The sequence below is a fragment of the Paenibacillus sp. JNUCC-31 genome (assembly GCF_014844075.1).
Lineage (GTDB): Bacteria > Bacillota > Bacilli > Paenibacillales > Paenibacillaceae > Paenibacillus.
Genome location: NZ_CP062165.1, coordinates 2,389,735 through 2,409,432, shown reverse-complemented (window position 1 = coordinate 2,409,432; position 19,698 = coordinate 2,389,735). Strand labels below are relative to the sequence as shown.

General features: G+C 46.9%; 15 protein-coding genes, 2 pseudogenes and 1 riboswitch. Of the genes and pseudogenes, 8 read left to right on the top strand and 9 right to left on the bottom strand.

Features of this window, described 5'->3' with window-relative positions:
- Window positions 1-49: 49 nt before the first annotated feature.
- From JNUCC31_RS10500 to JNUCC31_RS10490, 3 genes are read right to left on the bottom strand one after another with little or no spacing between them, the layout of a single operon-like run.
- Complete coding sequence (locus JNUCC31_RS10500) at window positions 50-877, bottom strand: energy-coupling factor transporter transmembrane component T family protein (protein WP_192271009.1); 828 nt, start codon at window positions 875-877, stop codon at window positions 50-52.
- On the bottom strand, window positions 852-2,741 hold the full coding sequence (locus JNUCC31_RS10495) for an ABC transporter ATP-binding protein (RefSeq protein WP_192271007.1): 1,890 nt from the start codon (window positions 2,739-2,741) through the stop codon (window positions 852-854). Before JNUCC31_RS10495 ends, JNUCC31_RS10500 begins: the two co-directional genes overlap by 26 nt.
- Window positions 2,734-3,621: a DUF8171 family membrane protein gene (locus tag JNUCC31_RS10490; RefSeq protein WP_192271005.1), complete on the bottom strand. Its 888-nt coding sequence runs from the start codon at window positions 3,619-3,621 to the stop codon at window positions 2,734-2,736. Before JNUCC31_RS10490 ends, JNUCC31_RS10495 begins: the two co-directional genes overlap by 8 nt.
- Window positions 3,622-4,017: 396 nt before the next feature.
- On the opposite strand from JNUCC31_RS10490, the gene JNUCC31_RS10485 reads away from it, so the two are divergent.
- The 8 genes and pseudogenes from JNUCC31_RS10485 (at window position 4,018) to mmuM (ending at window position 12,901) form a co-directional block, all read left to right on the top strand.
- Window positions 4,018-4,851 (top strand): MurR/RpiR family transcriptional regulator, encoded by an 834-nt coding sequence (locus JNUCC31_RS10485; RefSeq protein WP_192271003.1) that lies wholly within the window; start codon window positions 4,018-4,020, stop codon window positions 4,849-4,851.
- Between the two features lie 246 nt (window positions 4,852-5,097).
- A pseudogene (locus JNUCC31_RS34080) lies at window positions 5,098-5,496 on the top strand (PAS domain-containing protein); the annotation flags it as partial.
- Between the two features lie 204 nt (window positions 5,497-5,700).
- Window positions 5,701-6,033 (top strand): annotated as a pseudogene (locus JNUCC31_RS34075) (methyl-accepting chemotaxis protein); the annotation flags it as partial.
- A 148-nt stretch (window positions 6,034-6,181) separates the two neighbouring features.
- Entirely contained in the window at window positions 6,182-7,876 is a 1,695-nt protein-coding gene (locus JNUCC31_RS10475) for a spore germination protein (RefSeq protein ID WP_192270999.1), read from the top strand.
- A 27-nt stretch (window positions 7,877-7,903) separates the two neighbouring features.
- The gene (locus JNUCC31_RS10470) at window positions 7,904-9,001 is read left to right on the top strand and encodes a spore germination protein (RefSeq protein ID WP_192270997.1); all 1,098 of its coding nucleotides are present in this window, start codon (window positions 7,904-7,906) and stop codon (window positions 8,999-9,001) included.
- Window positions 8,998-10,200, top strand: coding sequence for a Ger(x)C family spore germination protein (locus JNUCC31_RS10465; protein ID WP_192270995.1), 1,203 nt, complete (start codon window positions 8,998-9,000; stop codon window positions 10,198-10,200). Before JNUCC31_RS10470 ends, JNUCC31_RS10465 begins: the two co-directional genes overlap by 4 nt.
- Window positions 10,201-10,295: 95 nt before the next feature.
- A riboswitch (SAM riboswitch) is annotated at window positions 10,296-10,398 on the top strand.
- Window positions 10,399-10,485: 87 nt separating this feature from the next.
- Complete coding sequence (gene mmuP, locus JNUCC31_RS10460; protein WP_192270993.1) at window positions 10,486-11,898, top strand: S-methylmethionine permease; 1,413 nt, start codon at window positions 10,486-10,488, stop codon at window positions 11,896-11,898.
- Entirely contained in the window at window positions 11,876-12,901 is a 1,026-nt protein-coding gene (gene mmuM, locus JNUCC31_RS10455; protein ID WP_192270991.1) for a homocysteine S-methyltransferase, read from the top strand. Before mmuP ends, mmuM begins: the two co-directional genes overlap by 23 nt.
- Window positions 12,902-13,090: 189 nt before the next feature.
- Here mmuM and JNUCC31_RS10450 read toward each other — a convergent pair whose 3' ends face one another.
- From JNUCC31_RS10450 to JNUCC31_RS10425, 6 genes are all read right to left on the bottom strand, one after another.
- A complete protein-coding gene (locus JNUCC31_RS10450; RefSeq protein WP_192270989.1) occupies window positions 13,091-15,493 on the bottom strand; it encodes an ABC transporter permease in 2,403 nt (800 codons plus the stop codon).
- Between the two features lie 3 nt (window positions 15,494-15,496).
- Window positions 15,497-16,255, bottom strand: coding sequence for an ABC transporter ATP-binding protein (locus JNUCC31_RS10445; RefSeq protein ID WP_228469613.1), 759 nt, complete (start codon window positions 16,253-16,255; stop codon window positions 15,497-15,499).
- A 139-nt stretch (window positions 16,256-16,394) separates the two neighbouring features.
- Complete coding sequence (locus JNUCC31_RS10440; protein ID WP_267132520.1) at window positions 16,395-16,997, bottom strand: sensor histidine kinase; 603 nt, start codon at window positions 16,995-16,997, stop codon at window positions 16,395-16,397.
- A gap of 17 nt (window positions 16,998-17,014) precedes the next feature.
- The gene (locus JNUCC31_RS10435; RefSeq protein ID WP_192270985.1) at window positions 17,015-17,836 is read right to left on the bottom strand and encodes a HAMP domain-containing protein; all 822 of its coding nucleotides are present in this window, start codon (window positions 17,834-17,836) and stop codon (window positions 17,015-17,017) included.
- A 20-nt stretch (window positions 17,837-17,856) separates the two neighbouring features.
- Window positions 17,857-18,558: a response regulator transcription factor gene (locus JNUCC31_RS10430; RefSeq protein ID WP_192270983.1), complete on the bottom strand. Its 702-nt coding sequence runs from the start codon at window positions 18,556-18,558 to the stop codon at window positions 17,857-17,859.
- A gap of 320 nt (window positions 18,559-18,878) precedes the next feature.
- Window positions 18,879-19,697, bottom strand: a complete 819-nt coding sequence (locus JNUCC31_RS10425) for a helix-turn-helix domain-containing protein (protein WP_228469612.1) — start codon at window positions 19,695-19,697, stop codon at window positions 18,879-18,881.
- Between the last annotated feature and the right edge of the window lies 1 nt (window position 19,698).

The window sequence follows — 19,698 nt, the reverse complement described above, 5'->3', positions numbered from 1 at the left end:
ATTCCATGAATGGTTAATGATATGAACAATTACAGCATTTTATTTTGAATTACAGAATCTCATAACGTCCGCCGAGCCAGAACAGCAGTGCAACATAGATTACCGATCCGGCGAGAAATCCGAGGTCACGTGAGGTGATTTTCAGATGGGCCAGCTTTAGGCGTTTGGATTCGGGATGCTTCATGCCGTACGAGAAACCACGTGTCTCCAGTGCTTCCACGGTGGTGCGGGAACGTTTGGCGGTAGCCAGCATGAGCGGGAAGAAGGACACAACGAACAGCTTCATATAATAGACAACGAGCCGCCAATAGAGCCATCCGTGCCGAGAGGGAACCTGACCCCGCAGTCTGTAGGACAGCATGATGTTGCGGAATTCACCGAACAGCACCGGCAATATGCGATAAGCATAAGAGAGGCTGAAAGAGAACGTCGCTGGCATGCCGAGTGCGAGCAACCCATCGCCGATGCGTTCCGGGTCCATGCCCGAAAAGACAGTGATACTTGCTAGTGAGACGATGGACAGCTTCAGGGTGAGCAGCAGCAGAGGGAATGCGGATTCCAGATTGCCACCGAAGAACAGCGAGATGATAAACATCCAACCGACCTGACCGATCAGCCCCAGACAGAGAATGATAATGATAAAGGGAGCGGCTCTGGACAGTATGGTGGTAGTTACCGTCAACAAAAACATGCCAAGCAGAACAGTCCCGTTATGAACAAACCAGGGAACGATGGCAAAAAAGAGATACCAGATCAGCATGGCACGGGGATCGATCCGCGACAGGCTGGCATGCCCGCTGCCATATACGGTGTTCATCAGCTCAAGCTGAATGCGTTCAATGGATATTTTGTCAAACCAGTTGCGGACAAGCTGCATGAGGAGCATCCTCCTTGGTGAGTGATCGATTCAACAGGCTATCAACAAAAGCCTCGGTTGTCGGTGCAAGTGTCGGCAGTCCCATCCGGTGCGAAAGCTCCATGATCTGTGTAAGTGCAAGTCCAGAGCGGCGCAGAAGGGATTCATCTGCAAACACGTCGGCAGGTGTGCCGTCTGCTTCCACCTGACCGTTGTGAAGCACGATAACGCGACTGGCCCATTGGGTAACCAGCTGCATGTCATGCGTGGCAATGATGGTTGTTCGCACATGCTGATCCAGCTCATCCAGCACACCTATCATTTCTTCGCGTGTAGCGAGGTCCAGATTGGCGGTCGGTTCATCCAGCAGCATGAGTGATGGCTTCATGGCTGCACCGATGGCAAGTGTGACACGCCGCTGTTGCCCCCCACTGAGAAGACGGGCATCCCGCTCTTGCAGTGGAATAAGCCGGAAACGATCCAGTACATGTGCTACTTGCTGGTCAGCTTCCGGGATACGACGATTATTCAGGAAATAGGCGACTTCTTTGCGGACACTGTCTTCAATAAACATTTCGGAAGAGTTCTGAAAAATATAGGCGACCTTACCCGCCAACTGCTCCAAAGAGGAACGGTGGGTGACTTCACCCAGAACACTGACACTGCCTTCCTGAGGCAGGCAAATTCCAGCCATCAGCTTCAGCAAAGAGGATTTGCCGGCGCCATTGTTACCAATTAAGGCAATTCGTTCTCCTTCATGCAGTGAAATATTAACACCACGAATGACTTCATGTTCTTTTTTGCCCAGTCCTCTGTAGCGCAGCCGGGTTTGATGAAACTGTACTATAGGAATCAACGGTTCAGTAGCTGAAGTTGGCGTTAGACGTTCTGTATTCACAATCCGGTTGGAAGCGTCGCGTGCTAAAGTCGAGTCAGATGAATGTTCATTTTGTAAAGAAACGGATGGAATGGACGCGTAATGCTCGGCAAAATAAACCGTTGCTTCTTCCACCGTGACCGGGAAACGTTGTCGTGAACGTGAAGAGTCCGCATTTAATTCTTCTCCCTGCGATAATTCGGCAGCCTGGATAGCTGCACATGTCACCTCAGGAGGCTGAATGCCAAGCCGCTCCAGATCGGTAATGCGATTCAAGCCTTCCTTGACGGGAAGATTCCACAAGACCTGACCTTTGTCCATCAGTACCACATCTGCGCAGAAATCGGCAATAAATTCAGTATGATGTTCGATGACGATAATCGTTTTGCCGTATTCCGTATTCAATCTGGAAAGGCACTCATAGATGAGTCTCGCATGCTGCGGGTCAAGCTGTGAGACAGGTTCATCGACAATCAGGATGTCCGGGTCGAGTGACAGGGCCCCGGCCAGAGCGAGCAGATGTTTCTGCCCACCACTCAATTCCCAGATGTATCGGTTATGAATAGCATCCAGACCACACATGGTTAGTGCATGTTCACCCATTTCCCGGTAGTTGGGAAACCCGTAATTGAGTGGTGCAAAGCAAGCCTCGTCCAAGACGGTGGGCCGCACGAGCTGGTTGTCGAAATCCTGATAGACGTAACCGATCTTTCTGGACAGGTCTGCAACACTCCGGCCTTCGGCAGGCATGCCGAGTACATGGACTTCACCGGAGAAGTCTCCTGTGTAGAATTGGGGAATAAGGCCATTGAACAACTTGCACAGAGTAGATTTGCCGCAACCGTTGCCCCCGATGATGGCTGTAAAACTGCCTCGTGAGAGCTCAAGCGAAGCTCCGTTCAGGACAGGCTCCTCTGAGCCTGGATAGGTAAAGATAACATTTTGAATGGAAATAGCAGCATTCGTTGCAGAAGCAGAAGCAGATGTAGATGTAATTTCATTATGCATAAGGGCGGTTCTCCGTACCTGGTACCATTTTGTTTTTGCTACGTTTCGCACGCATGATCAGTAATGTCACCACGGTAACCAATGCAGCAGCCCCGATACTAATCCATATTGAAGCTGAACCATATCGATCTGCATAGTCCGTCTCCCAAACCGCAAAGTTGATATCCATTTCGGACAGCGATTCCGCACCAAAGGCAAGTGCAAGCAGCAGCACACCAATCAGGATCAGTTTCGGACGGAAGAAGCCGATTCCATCATATTTCATCCCTGGATTACGAGGTTTGATGCCGAGAAGGGGTTCAATTTTGCCATAGAGTAGGGGTACGAGATACAGCGTAGGCAGCAGAGCGAACAGTATGCCCGAGAACAGTACGTCATTCAGAAAACCAACCCCTTCGATCAGTACAACACTTTCCGCAAGTCCAGGGACTGCCTCCAGTTGCTCCACACCAATCCACACTTTACCGATATCTACCAGTGAACTGAGGAACTGATGAATGATGACACCCGTCATGGCAGCTATACCAACCTGTCTGCGATTGCGAGGATCACTGACCATACGTCCTGCGACATACATGGCGAAGGAAAAGGTAATGAATTTCTCCAGCTCGCCCAGTCCGCCGAATTGCCCCAGCATCAGCTCACCGAAGATCACCTCACCAAGAGCCGCGCCAAGGGCAGCAATCATGGGGTGGAACAAAATGCAAAGTGTCAGCGGAATGAAGGCGAAGTATTCAACAGACAATTCAATCGGTCCAAGCTGGAGCTTTGGAATAAGCTCTGTGAACATGTTGGACAAGCCGTACAGTGACATGGAAAGCACAAACACCATCATTTTCTGTGAAGACGTCAGCGTATAACGCTCAGTCATCTTCTTCATCGATACATACCCCCTGAAAGTTGGTGATCATCATAGCCACAGTCTAGGGGCAGAGTATTAACGGGAAAGAGGACATTTGTAAATCGAATGTAATTTTTATTACACAATCTTAAATTAATGAAAAAAATATTACATACATAACCCACTTCTTATTCTCTCAACTGATATACTGAGTGCAGAGCTATTTAAATTGAACTAAACATTTACACAAGAACGGAGAGGACAGAAATAACCTGAAGAAGCGGAGCGTTCGCCTTTATCCCCGGATTTTCCCCTTTGAAAAAAGGGAATTCAAAAAATCTGGGGATAACAGCGATCGGAAGGTTGTTCTGGCATCGAAGTGGCAAGTGTAAATATTCTTTAGTTCAATTTATATAGAAAAGGAGTGCATACGGAATGAATTTGTTTACCCATAAAGAACAGCTGTCACCAGGCCATCTGAAAATTGCTGATTTTGTTGAACGCAATCCGGAGGAGATTCTGTTCATGACAGAACAGGAGATTGCTGACAGGCTGGGGCTCAGTATTGCGACCGTATCCCGTTTTTGGCGTGTGGTTGGATATGATAATGCCAAAGCGTTCAAAATCCGGCTACGCACATCGGAAGACACCACACCTGCCCTCAAATTAAATAAAACCATATCCCGCATGGATACGGACAGCATTCCCGTTCAGTTGCTGGAAGCCTCCATCAGCCATTTGCAGGAGACGTTGTCCCATATGAAGCAAGGTGATTTGGAGCAGGCAGCCGCTATCTTTGCAGAAGCACGAAGAGTATATATCTATGCTCCAGGACCATCCGCAGGTTTGGCGGAATTATTGTCCTTTCGGCTGTCCCGATTCGGATTGACGGTCGTCCACCTCTCTGGTGGGGGGCATGAATTATTGGAATCGCTGATGCATATGCAGCAGGAAGATGTTGTGCTGCTGTTGTGTTTCACAAGACTCTTGCCTGAAGCGGAGGTCATTCTGGATTATGCCAGCGATACAGGCAGCAAAGCCGTACTTGTAACCGATCGGGAAGACCTGTTATATGGATTGGGGATGGAGTTATCTTTTTACGTCAGCAGAGGGGAGCTTGGAGAATTTCATTCCATGGTTACTCCGCTCCTGTTAATGGAGCAGCTGGTGCTGGCGGTGGGGTTGATGCAAAAGGAGCATGCGCTGTCCAAGCTGGAGCGGCTGGCTGATCTGCGCACTCGTTATGCCGACAAATTGCCGCGGGATTGAAGGATTGGACAGGCTCGCCTGCGTTGAAATTGTGTGACCGTTGAGATGAAACGGTCCTTTTTTGCGTATAACAGTCAGGCTGATTCTCAAGACACAAATATATATTTTTTTATACCTTGTTTTAGTGACTCAAATGGCCTAAATTGGGGTAATAGTAGAGCCTTCCAGATCCTTGGTGGTGTACATAAATTGTAAAGAAATCAATGTTAATGTTTTTCCATACAGGTCATTTATTATGGAGCAGGAATGGGGAATATTTCGATGTTTGTATTGGATGTGGACAAGAAAGAGATTGTCACCGACGCGCTGGTCATTCAGGCAATGGAGAAAAGTCTGGCTATCATTCGATTCGATATGGATCGACGGGTGACGTATGTAAATGAAGTCTTTGCCCAGACGATGGGTTATACGGTAGCTGAGATGTATGGCATGCAGCATGAGCAATTGTGTTTCGAGGAATTTGTGAAAAGCCCCGATTATAACGCATTCTGGAGCAGCATATTTAACGGTACCAGTTTCCAGAACAAAGTTGAACGCAAGGGTGCAACAGGTAATTCCGTATGGCTTGAGGCAACATATATGCCTGTCTATGATGAAATGAACCAGAACATACTAGGTGTGTCCAAAATAGCTACAAACATTACAAGCCGTCAGAACAATATTTCTGCTGTAGTTAATGAACTGAAGACGATGTCACATGATCTGAACGAACATGCGGATATCGGTATTGAGCGGAGCCGTGAGCTGATGTCCAGTATCACGTATATATCTGAAGTTTCCGCCCACAACCGAGCGACACTGAATCAGTTGCAAGAACAGGCTCGTTCTATCCAGGGAGTTGTCAAAACGATTCGCGAAATTGCGTCGCAGACCCAGCTTCTGGCCCTGAACGCCGCGATTGAAGCAGCTCATGCAGGCGAATATGGCCGCGGGTTCGATGTTGTAGCGAAGGAAGTACGGAAACTTTCAGCCATGGTCGAACAATCGATCAATGAGATTCGGGATAGTGTGAACGGGATTACGAAAGAGATTACGAACATTTCTGGTGGAACACAGCAGGTGGAAGGATACGTGGAGCGAAGCCAGCAGCAGATTGAGGTGGCGATGAATGATTTTACAACCATTGCGGCGTCTGCACAACTGCTGGATGCCAAAGCGCAGCACGTAACCCAAATCGTATAAATTAGGTGAAATCCATTACCCTATAAGGAAGCAGTGCTGATAGAGGCATCTGCTTTTTTTGTTGTTCAAAAAATCGGGAATTATTGAGAGCAGTCAGGGTAACAATACTCAATGATACCAAGAAAGTCTAGATAATGGGGTGAGACAGATGTGGCCGAAAATATTCTCTTATGTGCCGGAGTGGTCTACTTGGGGACAGGCCTTTTTATTATTTTTGATGCCAATCTTGTTCTTGAAAGGATTTCAGTGGGTTCGTTCATCCTTAAAGAAAGGGACCTTTTCGAATAAAGATCAACAAAATCGGGATGCTGACTCCAATCCGTCTACGGGCGAAGAGACAGGGAGTTACGCAAATATAAGGCTTACCGGGAAGTATGCTACGGATCTGATTAGTGTAAAAGAAACGTTTGGTCAAAATGCAGATGTACATATAAGGGAGTTTACGATAAGGGGAACCCATACGTCCGCGGCTGTCATGTATGTGGATGGTTTGGTAGATCATGATCTGATTGATACGCACCTCTTCACACCCCTTATGACTGAGGGAGTACCGGAAACAGAACGAGAAACATTTCAACACCCCGAAAATGCAAATGAACTCAAAGCTTATATAAGCAGTCAGCTGCTGCCTGTTAGTGAAGTTCAGGAAGCGGAGACGTTGCAACAAGCGGCGCGGGCAGTTCTTATTGGCAAAAATGTATTGTTGATTGACGGGATGCCAGGAGCTCTCCTTATCGGATCGGCAAAGGGGAAAACCCGCAGCCTGGAAGAACCGCTATCTGAAGCACTGCTTCGCGGGCCAAGAATCGGCTTCACCGAACGGCTGAGTGATAATACCGGGATACTACGGCTATTCGGAGGTAACGAGGCTTTATTTATGACAAAACATCAGGTTGGTACCCGGATCAAAAGAGATCTCGTCATTGCGTATATCCAAGATATTGCAAGCTCCGATCTTGTCACTGAGGTGGAGAAAAGAATCCAAAGCATAGACATGGATATGATGCTGGAATCCGGTTATGTGGAACAGTTGATTGAAGACGATGAACTGAGCCCATTTCAACAGGTTCAGAATACAGAGAGACCCGACCGTGTAATCAGCGGGTTGTTGGAAGGACGGGTAGCCATCTTACTGGATGGAACACCCTTTGCATTAATTGTGCCGTCGACCTTCAGCATGCTGCTTCAATCCCCCGAAGATTATTACGAGCGCTGGATTCCGGGGACCTTTCTACGTATGCTTCGTTTCCTGGCGGCCATGCTTGCCCTGTTCGCGCCTGCATTGTATATCTCCTTTATCTCTTATCATCCGGGTCTGATTCCAACGAAGCTGGCTCTAACCATTATTCAAACCAGACAGGGAGTACCTTTTCCCTCCATTATTGAGGCGCTGATTATGGAAGTCTCCATTGAAATTTTGCGGGAAGCGGGAATTCGACTTCCGAAGCCGATCGGGCCTGCGATGGGTATCGTTGGCGGTCTGATTATTGGGGAGGCCGCGGTGAAGGCCGGAATGGTCAGTCCATTTCTGGTTATAGTTGTGGCCGTTACCGCGATTTCTTCGTTCTCAATCCCTTCATATAGTGCGGGGATTACACTGCGTATATTACGTTTTTTTGGAATGTTCAGTGCGGCGGGCTATGGATTGTTTGGGGTGGTCATGTTTTTCTTGCTGCTCTGCAGTCATCTGGTTCGGTTGAAAAGCTTTGGAGTTCCTTACGTCACCCCTGCGGTGCCATTCAGCCTGTCGGATTGGAAGGATTTCTTTATTCGGGTACCCTTACGAATGATGAGGCAGCGCCCAGGCATGATGAATCCGAAAGACCCTGATCGCAAAAAGTAGGCATATCCGATATTCAGGAGGTGGATCATGAATCCTAAAAGTGACCAGCTGACGACAGTTCAAGCCGCAGTTTTTATCATCAATTACATGCTCGGTGCAGGAATACTTACACTTCCCCGAACTACGGTAACGGCGGTCAAAACGCCTGATGTGTGGATTTCAATTATATTGTCCGGTCTGTTGGCTATGCTGATGGGTATAATCCTGGTGAACCTGTGCCGAAGATTCCCAGGGAAGACTGTCTTTCAATTCACTGAGGAAATCACAGGGAAGTGGATTGCTTATATATTGGGAGCTGCGATCATCCTGTATTTCCTTGTCATCTCTGCCTTTGAAATCAGAGTGATGGCTGAAGTCACCCGATTATATTTATTGGAGGGAACCCCGGTGTGGGCGATTGTCATGGTGTTTATGTGGATCGGCTTTTATTTGGTCTCAGGAGGGATCAACTCCATGGCGCGTTTGTATGAGATCATTTTACCCATTACGCTTATTCTTTTTGTACTGGCCATTTTTCTGAGCAGCAGTCTGTTTGAGATCAATAATTTGAGACCTGTGCTGGGAGAGGGGATCATGCCGGTGTTTAAAGGGCTGAAATCTTCGGTACTTGCCTATACGGGTTATGAAGTCATGTTTGTGGTGATGGCATTTATGAAAAATCCAGAGAAGGGCAAGAAAGCCATGGTCTGGGGAATCCTTATCCCTATGGTGATCTACCTTATCACATTGGTTATGGTTATTGGCAGTTTATCTATTGAAGGCATGAGAACAAGGACGTGGCCAACCCTTGATTTGATGCGCAGCTTTGAGATTGAGGGATTGTTCTTTGAACGGTTCGAATCCCTGTTGCTGGTTATTTGGATTATGCAAATTTTCTCTACGTCTACCATCACGCATTATGCCGCTTCTCTTGGATGTTCGCAATTGTTCAAGAAAAAAATGCTGCCTTTTCTGATCATTCTGCTCCCGATCAGTTATATCACTGCTATGCTTCCGCAGAACGTGGACGAAACGTTCAAACTCGGAGATGCTTTGGGGAATGCATCCATTTATTTGTTTGGTGTTTTGCCACTATTGCTTTTGTTGCTGAGCATGTTCCGAAAGAAAGGAGGCAAGTACAATTGAACAGGATCAGAAAGAAATTAACCCTTTTGTCAACGGCCCTGCTGGTTTTTACCTCAGGTTGCTGGAGCAGCAAAGAGATCGAAGATTTAAGTGTTTATGTGGGTCTGGGACTGGACGTCGCTGAGGAATCGAAATTTGAACAGGACATTAATAAACAAGGAGGTCATTATCCCAAAAACAATGTATTTACATCTACCGTACAGATTGTCCCACGTGTTGGGGGAAAACAGGAAAATCAAAGCAGTTCCAGTGGTTCTTCCGGCGGACAAACCTTTTTGAATGAACAGTTGACCGGAGATTCCCTGTTTCAGATCTTTCGTCAGTTTGCTCTAAGAAGAGACCGTCCGCTCATTGGTCATCATTTAAAGGTTATTGTCGTTTCCCAAGAGTTGTCGAAGAAATATAGCATGGAGCAGCTGCTTGATTTTGTTTTGCGCGACAATGATATCCGACCCAGTTCCCTTGTTCTGGTGAGCAAAGGACGTGCTTTGGATGCTCTTAGTTCCAAGGAGCCGGGAGAAATCCCAGCCTTTTATCTGAGAGGGTTGGTGAATAATGCGTATCGTACCAATAAAATTCTTCCGCCTGTATCCCTCGCGAAACTTGATGGCAAAATGCAGTCAGGGTCAAGCTTTTTGCTGCAAAATGTCCTTACTGCTGATGGGGAGCATAAATTTTCAGGTGCAGGCGTCTATAAAGGGAAAACGAAAAAGTGGATCGGCTCCTTAAATCAGGTGGACCTTCAAGGATTGTCCTGGATCACTGGGGAGGCTAAGGGAGGGGCCTTAAAATCGTATGCACCGAAAAAGAAACATACGATAGTCTATGAAATCAAGTCTACGAAGAGCAAAATTGTGCCCAAAGTCCACGGAGATGACATTTCTTTTCATGTAAAGGTTGAATCAGAAGGTCAGCTCATGGAAGATTGGAGTGCTCCGGAAATTCCTTCTACGGAAAAGTACATTAAGGAATGTGAGGTTCAGTTCGCTGATACAGCCAAAGAACAAATACAGCAGGTCATGAACAAAATGCAGCACACCTATCGGGTGGAAGTGGCCGGATTTGGAGAGCAGTTGCGGATCAAATATCCGAGGGTATGGAAAAAGGTCAAAAAAAATTGGGATGAAACCTTTAGTGAGATTCCTGTGACCTATGATGTGAAAATGAAAATCACAGATTATGGATCATCGACGGATTAAAAATGAGGTTGGAGAGTTTCTTTATCCATAAATGGATGATGATATTTAATTGTTGACACAATCATGATAGATCGCTATATTTATAAAAAATCATTTTCTTATCCAGAGAGGTGGAGGGACTGGCCCTTAGAAGCCTCAGCAACAGATCTGAAGGATACTGTGCTAATTCCAGCGGGTGAACAGCCTGATAGATAGGAGCGTTTGTCTTTATTTGTCAGTTACGGCGCACTCTTCGGGAAGAGTGGGTCTTTTTGTTGTTCTGGATGAAGAAGTAGGGGAGCAGGCATGGATAACAACAAAGATACAGGGCATTTTCAGCGCAAAATGCAGGCACGGCATGTAGTCATGCTCTCACTTGGAGGAGTTATTGGTACAGGTTTATTTCTTAGCTCAGGTTATACCATTCAGCAGGCAGGGCCGATCGGGACTATTCTATCTTACCTGATCGGAGCGATTGTCGTTTATCTGGTTATGCTTTGTTTAGGTGAACTGTCCGTTCATATGCCGGAGACTGGGGCATTTCATAGCTATGCGGCAAAATATATTGGGCCGGCAACAGGATACACCGTAGCCTGGTTGTATTGGCTAACCTGGACGGTTGCCCTCGGTTCCGAATTTACAGCGGCCGGGCTGTTGATGCAGCGCTGGTTCCCTTCAGTGAATGTTTGGATCTGGAGCGCATTGTTTGCTCTTATGATCTTTCTGTTCAACGCGCTGACGGTCAAATTTTTTGCGGAGTCGGAGTTCTGGTTTTCCGCAGTTAAAGTCCTTACAATTGTAATCTTCATTATTCTTGGGGGCGCAGCCATGTTCGGTATTATTCCAATGGCAGGCTCGGAAACCGCCCCTTTTCTATCCAATATTACAGCGTCAGGCTGGTTCCCGAATGGCGCTTCTGCGATACTGATGACGATGCTTGCCGTAAACTTTGCGTTCTCGGGCACAGAATTGATCGGAATTGCTGCCGGGGAGACGGAGAATCCGGAAAAGACGATTCCGAAAGCGATCCATACCACGTTATGGCGCTTAATTATCTTTTTTATCGGAACCATTGTTATTCTCTCTGCGCTATTACCCATGTCGGATGCTAGTGTTCTCGAAAGTCCATTTGTAGCTGTAATGGAGCGAATTGGTGTTCCGTATGCAGCAGATATTATGAACTTTGTTATTCTGACGGCGATTCTCTCTGCTGCCAACTCGGGCCTATATGCTTCTTCGCGGATGCTGTGGTCTCTGGCAGATAAAAAGACGATCTCTCCATGGTTTGCCAAATTGACGAAACGCGGTGTACCGCTGAATGCCCTCCTGATCAGCATGGTTGGTGGTGCTTTGGCTTTGCTCTCGAGCATCATTGCACCAGGTACCGTGTATATTACGCTGGTCTCCATCTCTGGCCTTGCCGTTGTTGCCGTATGGATGAGCATCAGTGCTTCGCAGTATATGTTTCGCAGACAGTATCTTCTGGAAGGGCATGCGGTTGAGGACCTGGTCTACCGGACGCCGCTGTACCCGGCAGTACCGATTATTTCATTTATATTATGTCTGGCTTCATGCATAGGCATTGCTTTTGACCCGACACAGCGCATAGCGTTGTACTGCGGTATTCCTTTTATTGTATTATGTTACGCAACGTATTATCTGACAGAACGTGTGAATAAGAAAAGAGGGCTAGAACATGACGCAACCAAAACGCATTAATCCCTTGGAACAGATCCTGCGGGAACATCCGGTTATGATTCTCGATGGGGCACTGGCAACCGAACTTGAGCAGCAGGGGTGTGATCTGGATGATCCATTATGGTCAGCACGTGTCCTGCTGGAGAATCCGGAAGTTATCGTTCAGGTGCATGCGGATTACTTCCGTGCAGGAGCGGACTGCGCGATCACATCCAGTTATCAGGCAACAGTGGATGGCTTCGGCAAGAGGGGCATCGGAGAACAGGAGTCGCTGAAGCTGATTCGCAAGACAGTAGAGCTGGCGGCTCAGGCGCGTGATGACGTGTGGCAAGAAATCCAAGGTGGAGTCGCAGAGAATGTAATTGGGAATGAGTCAAAATGTGAAAAACGACCTGCAGTTGCGATAGGGAAAACGGCATCGGCTCGTCCACGTCCAATTGTTGCTGCATCCGTCGGACCCTATGGTGCTTATTTGGCTGATGGCTCAGAGTATGTCGGTCATTATGGTGTTACGGATGAGACGCTGACCGCCTTCCATCGTCCGCGGATGACAGCACTGCTGGAAGCAGGCGCGGATGTTCTGGCATTTGAGACGATCCCATCCTTACAGGAGGCACAGGTATTGGTTGCTTTATTAAAAGAGTTCCCTGACGCTTATGCATGGCTGTCTTTCTCATTACAGGATGGCAAAACGATCAGTGAGGGGACGCTCTTGGAAGAGTGTGCACGACAATTTGGCTCCGAACAGCAGATTGCTGCGATTGGCTTGAACTGTGCTCCCATGGAAGTGGTGACGGAAGCGGTAGGTGTGCTGAGCCGTGCAAGCGACAAACCTGTCATTGTCTATCCGAACTCGGGGGAGATCTATGACGCTGAGACCAAAACGTGGAGCGGTCAAGGATCATGCGGCAGCATGAGCGATGCTTCGGAAGAATGGGTCGCTGCGGGCGCCAGAATTATCGGTGGATGTTGCCGAACTACACCACATCAGATTGGTGAACTGGCGAAGAAGTGGCGTAAGTAAGACCTGCTGCGTAAGCGCGTGGATTTCCACCAGCATGTAAAAAAAGGTACATGAACAGCCCTTTCGTTCCCATGCATTGGGGTGCACTTCAGGGGGACGGGAGGGCTGTTTTATTTCTTTTGGCTATCGAAAATAATTAGTTAGGCTACAGAGCAGATGCTCTTTCGTATTGTTATTCTTTCTCCCAAGTTATTCTATGACCAGCATACGAGGGGATGCTTCGCCAATAACCCGTGATGAGAACCAAGAGCCAAGAGCTGCGGCGCCAATGCTTAAGCAGGCGAACAGAATAATTCCACCCCAATTCAAAATTAATGGAAGCTGTACGATACCATATCCGGAGAGGATCATCTCCAGTAACACGGGGAGCACATATACCCCTATCACGCTTCCCAGTACTGCCCCAATGACAGATAGTACTGTCACTCCCATGGCAACCGATAATCGAATCCGACGAGATGTCATGCCTATGGATTTGTAGATGCCATAGGTTTTGTTTTCTTTGCGGATACTGATCCGGCAGGTACTGAAAATAATGATGAATGTAGCCAGAATAAACAACAGCCCAATCAGACTCATAGGATAGATCAGGATGTCAGCGGCTTCTGCATAAACCGAATCGAGCAGCGTTTTTTGGGTTACCACCGAAGCGGAAGACTTAAATCGCTCATTCAATTCATTGGCAACTGTATTCGCTTGCGTTGGGTCATTCACATTAATGAAAATGGCATCGAAATCACTGTATGCCGGGTTCACAGTTCTCACGGCATCCATGGTGATTCGACCTGATACGGACATGTTGGCGATGGCCTGATAGATACCCGTTATGATGAATGTGCGCTTTTCTCCTTGAATGTAGAGATCTATGAGGTCACCCAGATCCTTATTTAAGGTTTTGGCTACACTTACACCAACGGCAATTTCATTCTCTTGCTGAGGATTATTTCCTCGCAGGTTCTCAAACCCAAGTTCCTGATAACTTCCATCCAGTACACTCAAATATAGACTGATGGTTTGACCATGGATTTCTGAGGAAGATTCCGGACTGAATACTCCGGTAATGTTTCCTTGCCAGCCCACATATCTAATCCTTGAATCTTCTGCTAACAACTGCTTAAATTCATCCTTAGGGAATGTACTATTGTTAACAACCACAGCTGCAATATTGGCATTATCATAACCCCACTTGGCAGCTGTTTGATAGATTCCGGTAATGCTGGTCAGCAAAACATACCCCAGAACGAGCACGGAAGAAGCCACGGTAGTCAGCAGGAACATCAGAATAGAACTTTTACTGTTCTTGATCAGATTGCGGATGCCAATAACCGCCAATACGGGCATTCGTCCAAAACCGATCCAGTTACCCAGTGGTGAGTGGATTCGGTTGGACATGCGGGTATGATCACTCTCTGACATTCCATAGCGGATTGCCTGCACCGGTTGAATGCTGCGTGCTTTTCTGGCATAGAGTACAACGAATAATAGTACCAGGGCAAACAGGGAGACGCCGACCAGAATGGCTGCACTGCTTCCTTTAATTGCAATATCACTGCTGCCTACCCGAAGGGAAGATACGGAGATATTAATGATGAATTTCGATACTAACACGCTCAGTGCGATTCCTGGGAGAATGGCGACAACGGATAGTAACGAGTATTGAATAACATATGTGCCTATGGTTCTGTTTGAGGTGAGTCCCAGTGATTTGAGAATGCCTATGGTTTGGTAGTTGGCAAGTATGGCATCCGAGATCGTGAATCCGATCGTGATCAGGGCAATTATCATCATCACGACACCAAGGAAAACCATGATGAATCCAACGATCTGACTAATGATCAGATAGAATGAGGCGATACTCTCAAACTCCATCTTGGTTTCCAGAAACGGAGCACCTGTCTCGCTGGCATAATGATCCCAGTAGTCAGAATTCATGCTGTAATCATTAAAATGAATGCCCATCATGTAAGTATCTTTCCCTCCGAGTGAATGGAAATCAGCTTGATAATCAGCAGGATTCATCCACACTCGTGCTGTATTGGTGAAGGGCGCTCCGTATGGAATGTCGACCACAATGCCGGATACCTTCAGATCAAGTGTGCTGGATCCGGTCTTAAAGCCTATCGTATCTCCTGCCGAGATCGTGTATGCATTCGCCATAGATGTGGGAATCCAGACCGAACCTTGTTCAGGCACAGCGCTTTGCAAACCACTGGAAAAAACAAGCTTATCTACCTTCCACGGTAGTGCAGGTGTATCCATCATGTATAGGTACAGGTTCGGAATATCGAGATCATTGAAAGTGATGCCTGATAGTGGACGATACCTCAGCAATGTGGACACTTCAACCCCGTCTTGGGAAGCCCACCAGTCATACACGGCTTTGGGATCATTCAGTCCTTTGTCGAATGTCAGAATCTGATGCGAGCCATGGGTACGCTCATGCATTTCCTTAAACTGATTGCCTGTGTTGGCTAGAATGATGACTGCTGTGGATACAAGGAGTGCAGAGAGTAGAATCAGCAGAGCAATCAACAGATTTTGTATTTTACTTCTGCTCAGGTAGGACAGGCTAAGTTTCAACATGGCAGCCATCGGTTACTCCTTCCCTGATACAAAAGCAAAGATCATTGATTCCCGATCCTGGATATGATGTTCGTTATATTTCTCAAACTCCAGAACACCGTCAACTTTGCCGTCCCGGATGAAAATAAGACGATCCGCCCGACAGGCTGCCTTGATATCATGTGTTACCATAACAACGGATTGCCCTCTCCGATTGATATTCGTCAGAATATCCAGTACGGCTTTACCGTGTTCGTAGTTCAAGCTTCCCGTAGGCTCATCGGCAAAGATGATGTCCGGTGAATTGATCAGTGCGCGTGCAATAGCCGCTCGTTGCTGCTGGCCCCCCGATGTTTGAGATGGAAGGCGTTTGCTTTGTCCGTCAATATCCATGGCAGCCATCAGTTGTGCGGCCCTAGCTGTTACCTCAGTTTTTTTGCCTCCAGCAATATATCCCGGCAAAGCAATGTTCTCTTTGATCGAGAGATCCGGCACCAGATTGATGCTCTGATAAATATAGCCGATCCTGTGAATACGGAATTGAGACATTTCAAGTTCGCTGTAGGCATCAATTCGCTGGTTGTGGAAATAAACTTCGCCAGCTGTCACATGATCCAGCCCGCTCAGCAAATACAGCAAGGTTGATTTGCCAGAGCCGGAATTACCCATGATAACCGTAAAATCTCCTTCATAAATATCGAGATCGACATTGCGTATAGCATGATATTGTTCACTGCCTGTATTGTACGTTTTGCATAGGTTTTGAACACGGATGATGGATGTTTTGGTCAAGCGGATCACTCCCGATTCCAGTATAAGGTTCATTCTAAGGAAGGGATGTTGAAGAAATCTTATCAAATTATGAATAAAGTATTACAGCCCTTGGGCAATGGATTGAGATGAAAAGAAGGTTGGAAATAAACTTCAATGCTCAGCAAATGGGGAGAGTGAACTGAAACAGGGTGCCCTGGCCCTCTTTGCTTGAAAAGGAGATATGTCCTCCGTGCGCTTCAATAATGCCTTTGCAGATGGAGAGACCCAGGCCTGTACCTTCAAGAGTATTGTCTGTGCGGGAAGTCTGGCCTCTGAAATAACGTTCAAATACAAAAGGCATGTCCTGTGCTCGAATTCCCTGACCCGAATCGACAATGGTAACTTTGAAAAGCGCGTTTTCCAGTTCCGTGTTGATATGAATGGTGTCTCCCGGCGCAGTATGCTTAAGGGCGTTTGAGACGAGGTTGGACAGAACCTGCTCAATTCGTATGGGGTCCATTCGGATAAGGACATTGGGAATGTGCTCCGGCTCCCTATACTTCAGGCCGTTCATTTGTACGCTATGTCCGATGGGTTTCAACATCGTTTTAATGGCGGAACGGCTATAGACCTCACGCAGCTCCACCGATATCTGGCCCAGTTCTTGCAGGGCATGAACAAGCAGGTCCTCGACAAGACGGGCAGTTTTGTCCGTATGGGTACGCATGATCTCCATATATTCCATCAATGTCTCCTCATCCGAGCACAACCCTTCAAGAATGGCTTCTATGTATGCTTTTATGGTCGTAATTGGAGTTTTAATGTCGCGTGAGATAGATTCGTAATCAGCTCTTTCTCTGCCTTTTCCTGTCTAATCCGCTGCTCACTCAAATGCATGATTTCGGATCGCATCAGATCCAGCATAGCGTACAGTTCACCCATCTCATCCGTCCGGTTATACTGAATCTGCTTATCATACTGTCCTTTGAGAATAGATTCCGTATGTTCCTTCAACTGATGAATGGGAGACAGCATCCGTTTTCTGATTTTGCGCTTCATGAATAGGAGAAACATAGCAAGGATCAGGGAGCTAACCAAGAGTACACCCAAAATAATATAAAGGGAGGTCAACGTTTCCTGAACAATAATCATAGACGTCGGAACCGTGAAGACCGCATTGCCGATCTGCTTTCCTTCAGGACCATCCATGACGGGAAAGGCGAAATTAAGCGAATCTTCTCCGTTTGTATTTTTCACGGTGTGGTTCAGATCATAAGGCAGGACTGATCGCAAGTTGACTTCTTTTCCTTCAGTTGCAGGAGAGGAGGACAGTAAAACAACTCCATCCAGCCCGATGTAGGATAGTTCGATCCTATTCTCCTTGGCGATGTTAAGCAGATGTTCCCGAATTCCGGGGTCCTGCAGATGTTGATTGTTCTGCTCCAGATCAAGCAGAAGGGGATTGATCATAAGGCGTACCTTCTGGATGGATGGATTGGATCCGCTCGACGGCCTGTTTGTGCTCAGCTCATGAAATAACATCAGGCTACATCCGATCAGAATAAGCAGGAGGATGAATGAAGTTCTTAGCCATCGTGTGGACCAGGTGTTCAGTGACATATTGCCTCCTCCAATCTTGATTATTCATGATTGAATTTGTAGCCCACTCCCCATACCGTCTTCAGGATAGAAGGATGGGAAGGGTCTGCCTCGATTTTCTCTCTCAATCTGCGTATGTATACGGTAACGGTATTTTCATCTCCATAGACTGCATATCCCCAGATCGCATCAAGCAACTGGGATTTAGAAAAAACCTGATTTTTGTGGCTTGCCAGATGAAATAGCAGCTCAAATTCCTTGGCGGAGAGAGAAACCTCATTTCCGTCAAGGGTAACCCTATAGGCTTTCTTGTCAATTTGGAGATTACCTAGACGCAATAGATGGGGGTGCTCTTGTTCTGCTGTCACGCTGTCATAACGTCTGAAATGAGCATTGATTCGGGCCAGTAATTCGCTCAGAGAGAAAGGTTTGGTCATATAGTCATCCGCGCCAAATCCCAAGCCGAGGACTTTGTCCGTATCATTTCCCCTTGCGCTCAGAATGAGAATGGGGATGTTATTTCGTCTCCGAATTTCGCGGCATACATCAATGCCGTCCATATCCGGAAGCATGATGTCCAGAATAATATAATCCGGTTGAAGCATGTCCATCATCTGCAACCCGTCCTGACCATTAACGGCTATTGCTGCTTCATACCGATTCTTCACCAAGTAGTCTCGCAGAATGCGCGAGATATCGTGTTCATCTTCGATAATAAGAATTTTGCGTGGATTAGCTTGCATATGTATCGCTCCAATACGATTAATGAAATCCATTTATTTGGATAAAGTTGCAAGAAAGGCATTCTATATCAATTGTACAGATTTATAATGGCAGAGTCATGGGTGAATTTGGTAAAAAAAGATGGGACTGAGGAAGGGATGGAACTAAAAAACGCCGCAGTACCAAAGAGTGTACAAGCTACATTCTCTCGCAAGGCGGCGTTTCTTGTTATTGCTTGACCGTATTGAACTTGTGTATGGTTTGTTCGTTCGAGTTGACCGTTTTTTGTCGCATTAACAAGGGTGTTATTGTTTCTGAGTGAGGGGGCTTATATTGAATCTCACACATGCTCCAGATCAATAGATTGATGAGATTGGGATTTGAGATATTCTACTGGAGATGCGCCGAAGTGTGCCCGGAACACCCGATGGAAATAAGAGTAGCTTGCAAAGCCGCAAGTTTCGGAAATATGCTCAAGCGTCATATCGCTATATTTCATACGCTCCAGTGCAGCATTCAGGCGGATTTCAATCGCATACTGGATCATTGTTTTGCCATAGTGCTCCTTGAACAGTCGAACCGCACGGGACAGACTCAGTCCTGCATAACGTGCCGCTTCTTCGAGCTTAAAGGTAACCGTGGCATGCTCTTCAATGAATCGTTTCAGCTTTAGTGTCGAGGAAACCGACCGATCCGTCTGGATATTCTCCTTGATGGCCCGATCGATATACAGGCACAAACCGCGCAGCAATGCGTCACTCAGTTCTATATTTTCCTCTAGCGGTCCACGGCGTTTCTCCAGAAGCATATTGCGCCAGAGACTGATCAATTTGTCATCCAGGCCGATGCGACTTACAGTGGACCGATGCTGTCGTTTCCACCAGTTCTCAATCCATGTCCCTTCACAGAACAAATAATAGTCTCCGCTCGACAATCTGCCTTCCTTGTGAGGTTCTTCGACCACGAGATGATAATCGTCTCCCGGCTTTAAAAGCAGCAGATCCCCGCCAGTCATTTTGAATTCTTCATCCTGTACATATACCTTGCAAGAGCCCTCCGTTTGCAGACGGAACAAATAAGTCTGCAACTCGCCCTTCATATTATGGTTAAACGCCTTGTAGTGATACGAGTAGTCGCAGATCAGTACTGAGGTTTCCAAA

Coding starts and splice junctions, on each gene's coding strand:
- JNUCC31_RS10435 (WP_192270985.1), bottom strand. CDS start 17,836: ATGTCACTGAACACCTGGTCCACACGATGGCTAAGAACTTCATTCATC.
- JNUCC31_RS10500 (WP_192271009.1), bottom strand. CDS start 877: ATGCAGCTTGTCCGCAACTGGTTTGACAAAATATCCATTGAACGCATT.
- JNUCC31_RS10495 (WP_192271007.1), bottom strand. CDS start 2,741: ATGCATAATGAAATTACATCTACATCTGCTTCTGCTTCTGCAACGAAT.
- JNUCC31_RS10475 (WP_192270999.1), top strand. CDS start 6,182: ATGTGGCCGAAAATATTCTCTTATGTGCCGGAGTGGTCTACTTGGGGA.
- mmuP (WP_192270993.1), top strand. CDS start 10,486: ATGGATAACAACAAAGATACAGGGCATTTTCAGCGCAAAATGCAGGCA.
- JNUCC31_RS10470 (WP_192270997.1), top strand. CDS start 7,904: ATGAATCCTAAAAGTGACCAGCTGACGACAGTTCAAGCCGCAGTTTTT.
- JNUCC31_RS10450 (WP_192270989.1), bottom strand. CDS start 15,493: ATGGCTGCCATGTTGAAACTTAGCCTGTCCTACCTGAGCAGAAGTAAA.
- JNUCC31_RS10490 (WP_192271005.1), bottom strand. CDS start 3,621: ATGAAGAAGATGACTGAGCGTTATACGCTGACGTCTTCACAGAAAATG.
- JNUCC31_RS10430 (WP_192270983.1), bottom strand. CDS start 18,558: ATGCAAGCTAATCCACGCAAAATTCTTATTATCGAAGATGAACACGAT.
- mmuM (WP_192270991.1), top strand. CDS start 11,876: ATGACGCAACCAAAACGCATTAATCCCTTGGAACAGATCCTGCGGGAA.
- JNUCC31_RS10485 (WP_192271003.1), top strand. CDS start 4,018: ATGAATTTGTTTACCCATAAAGAACAGCTGTCACCAGGCCATCTGAAA.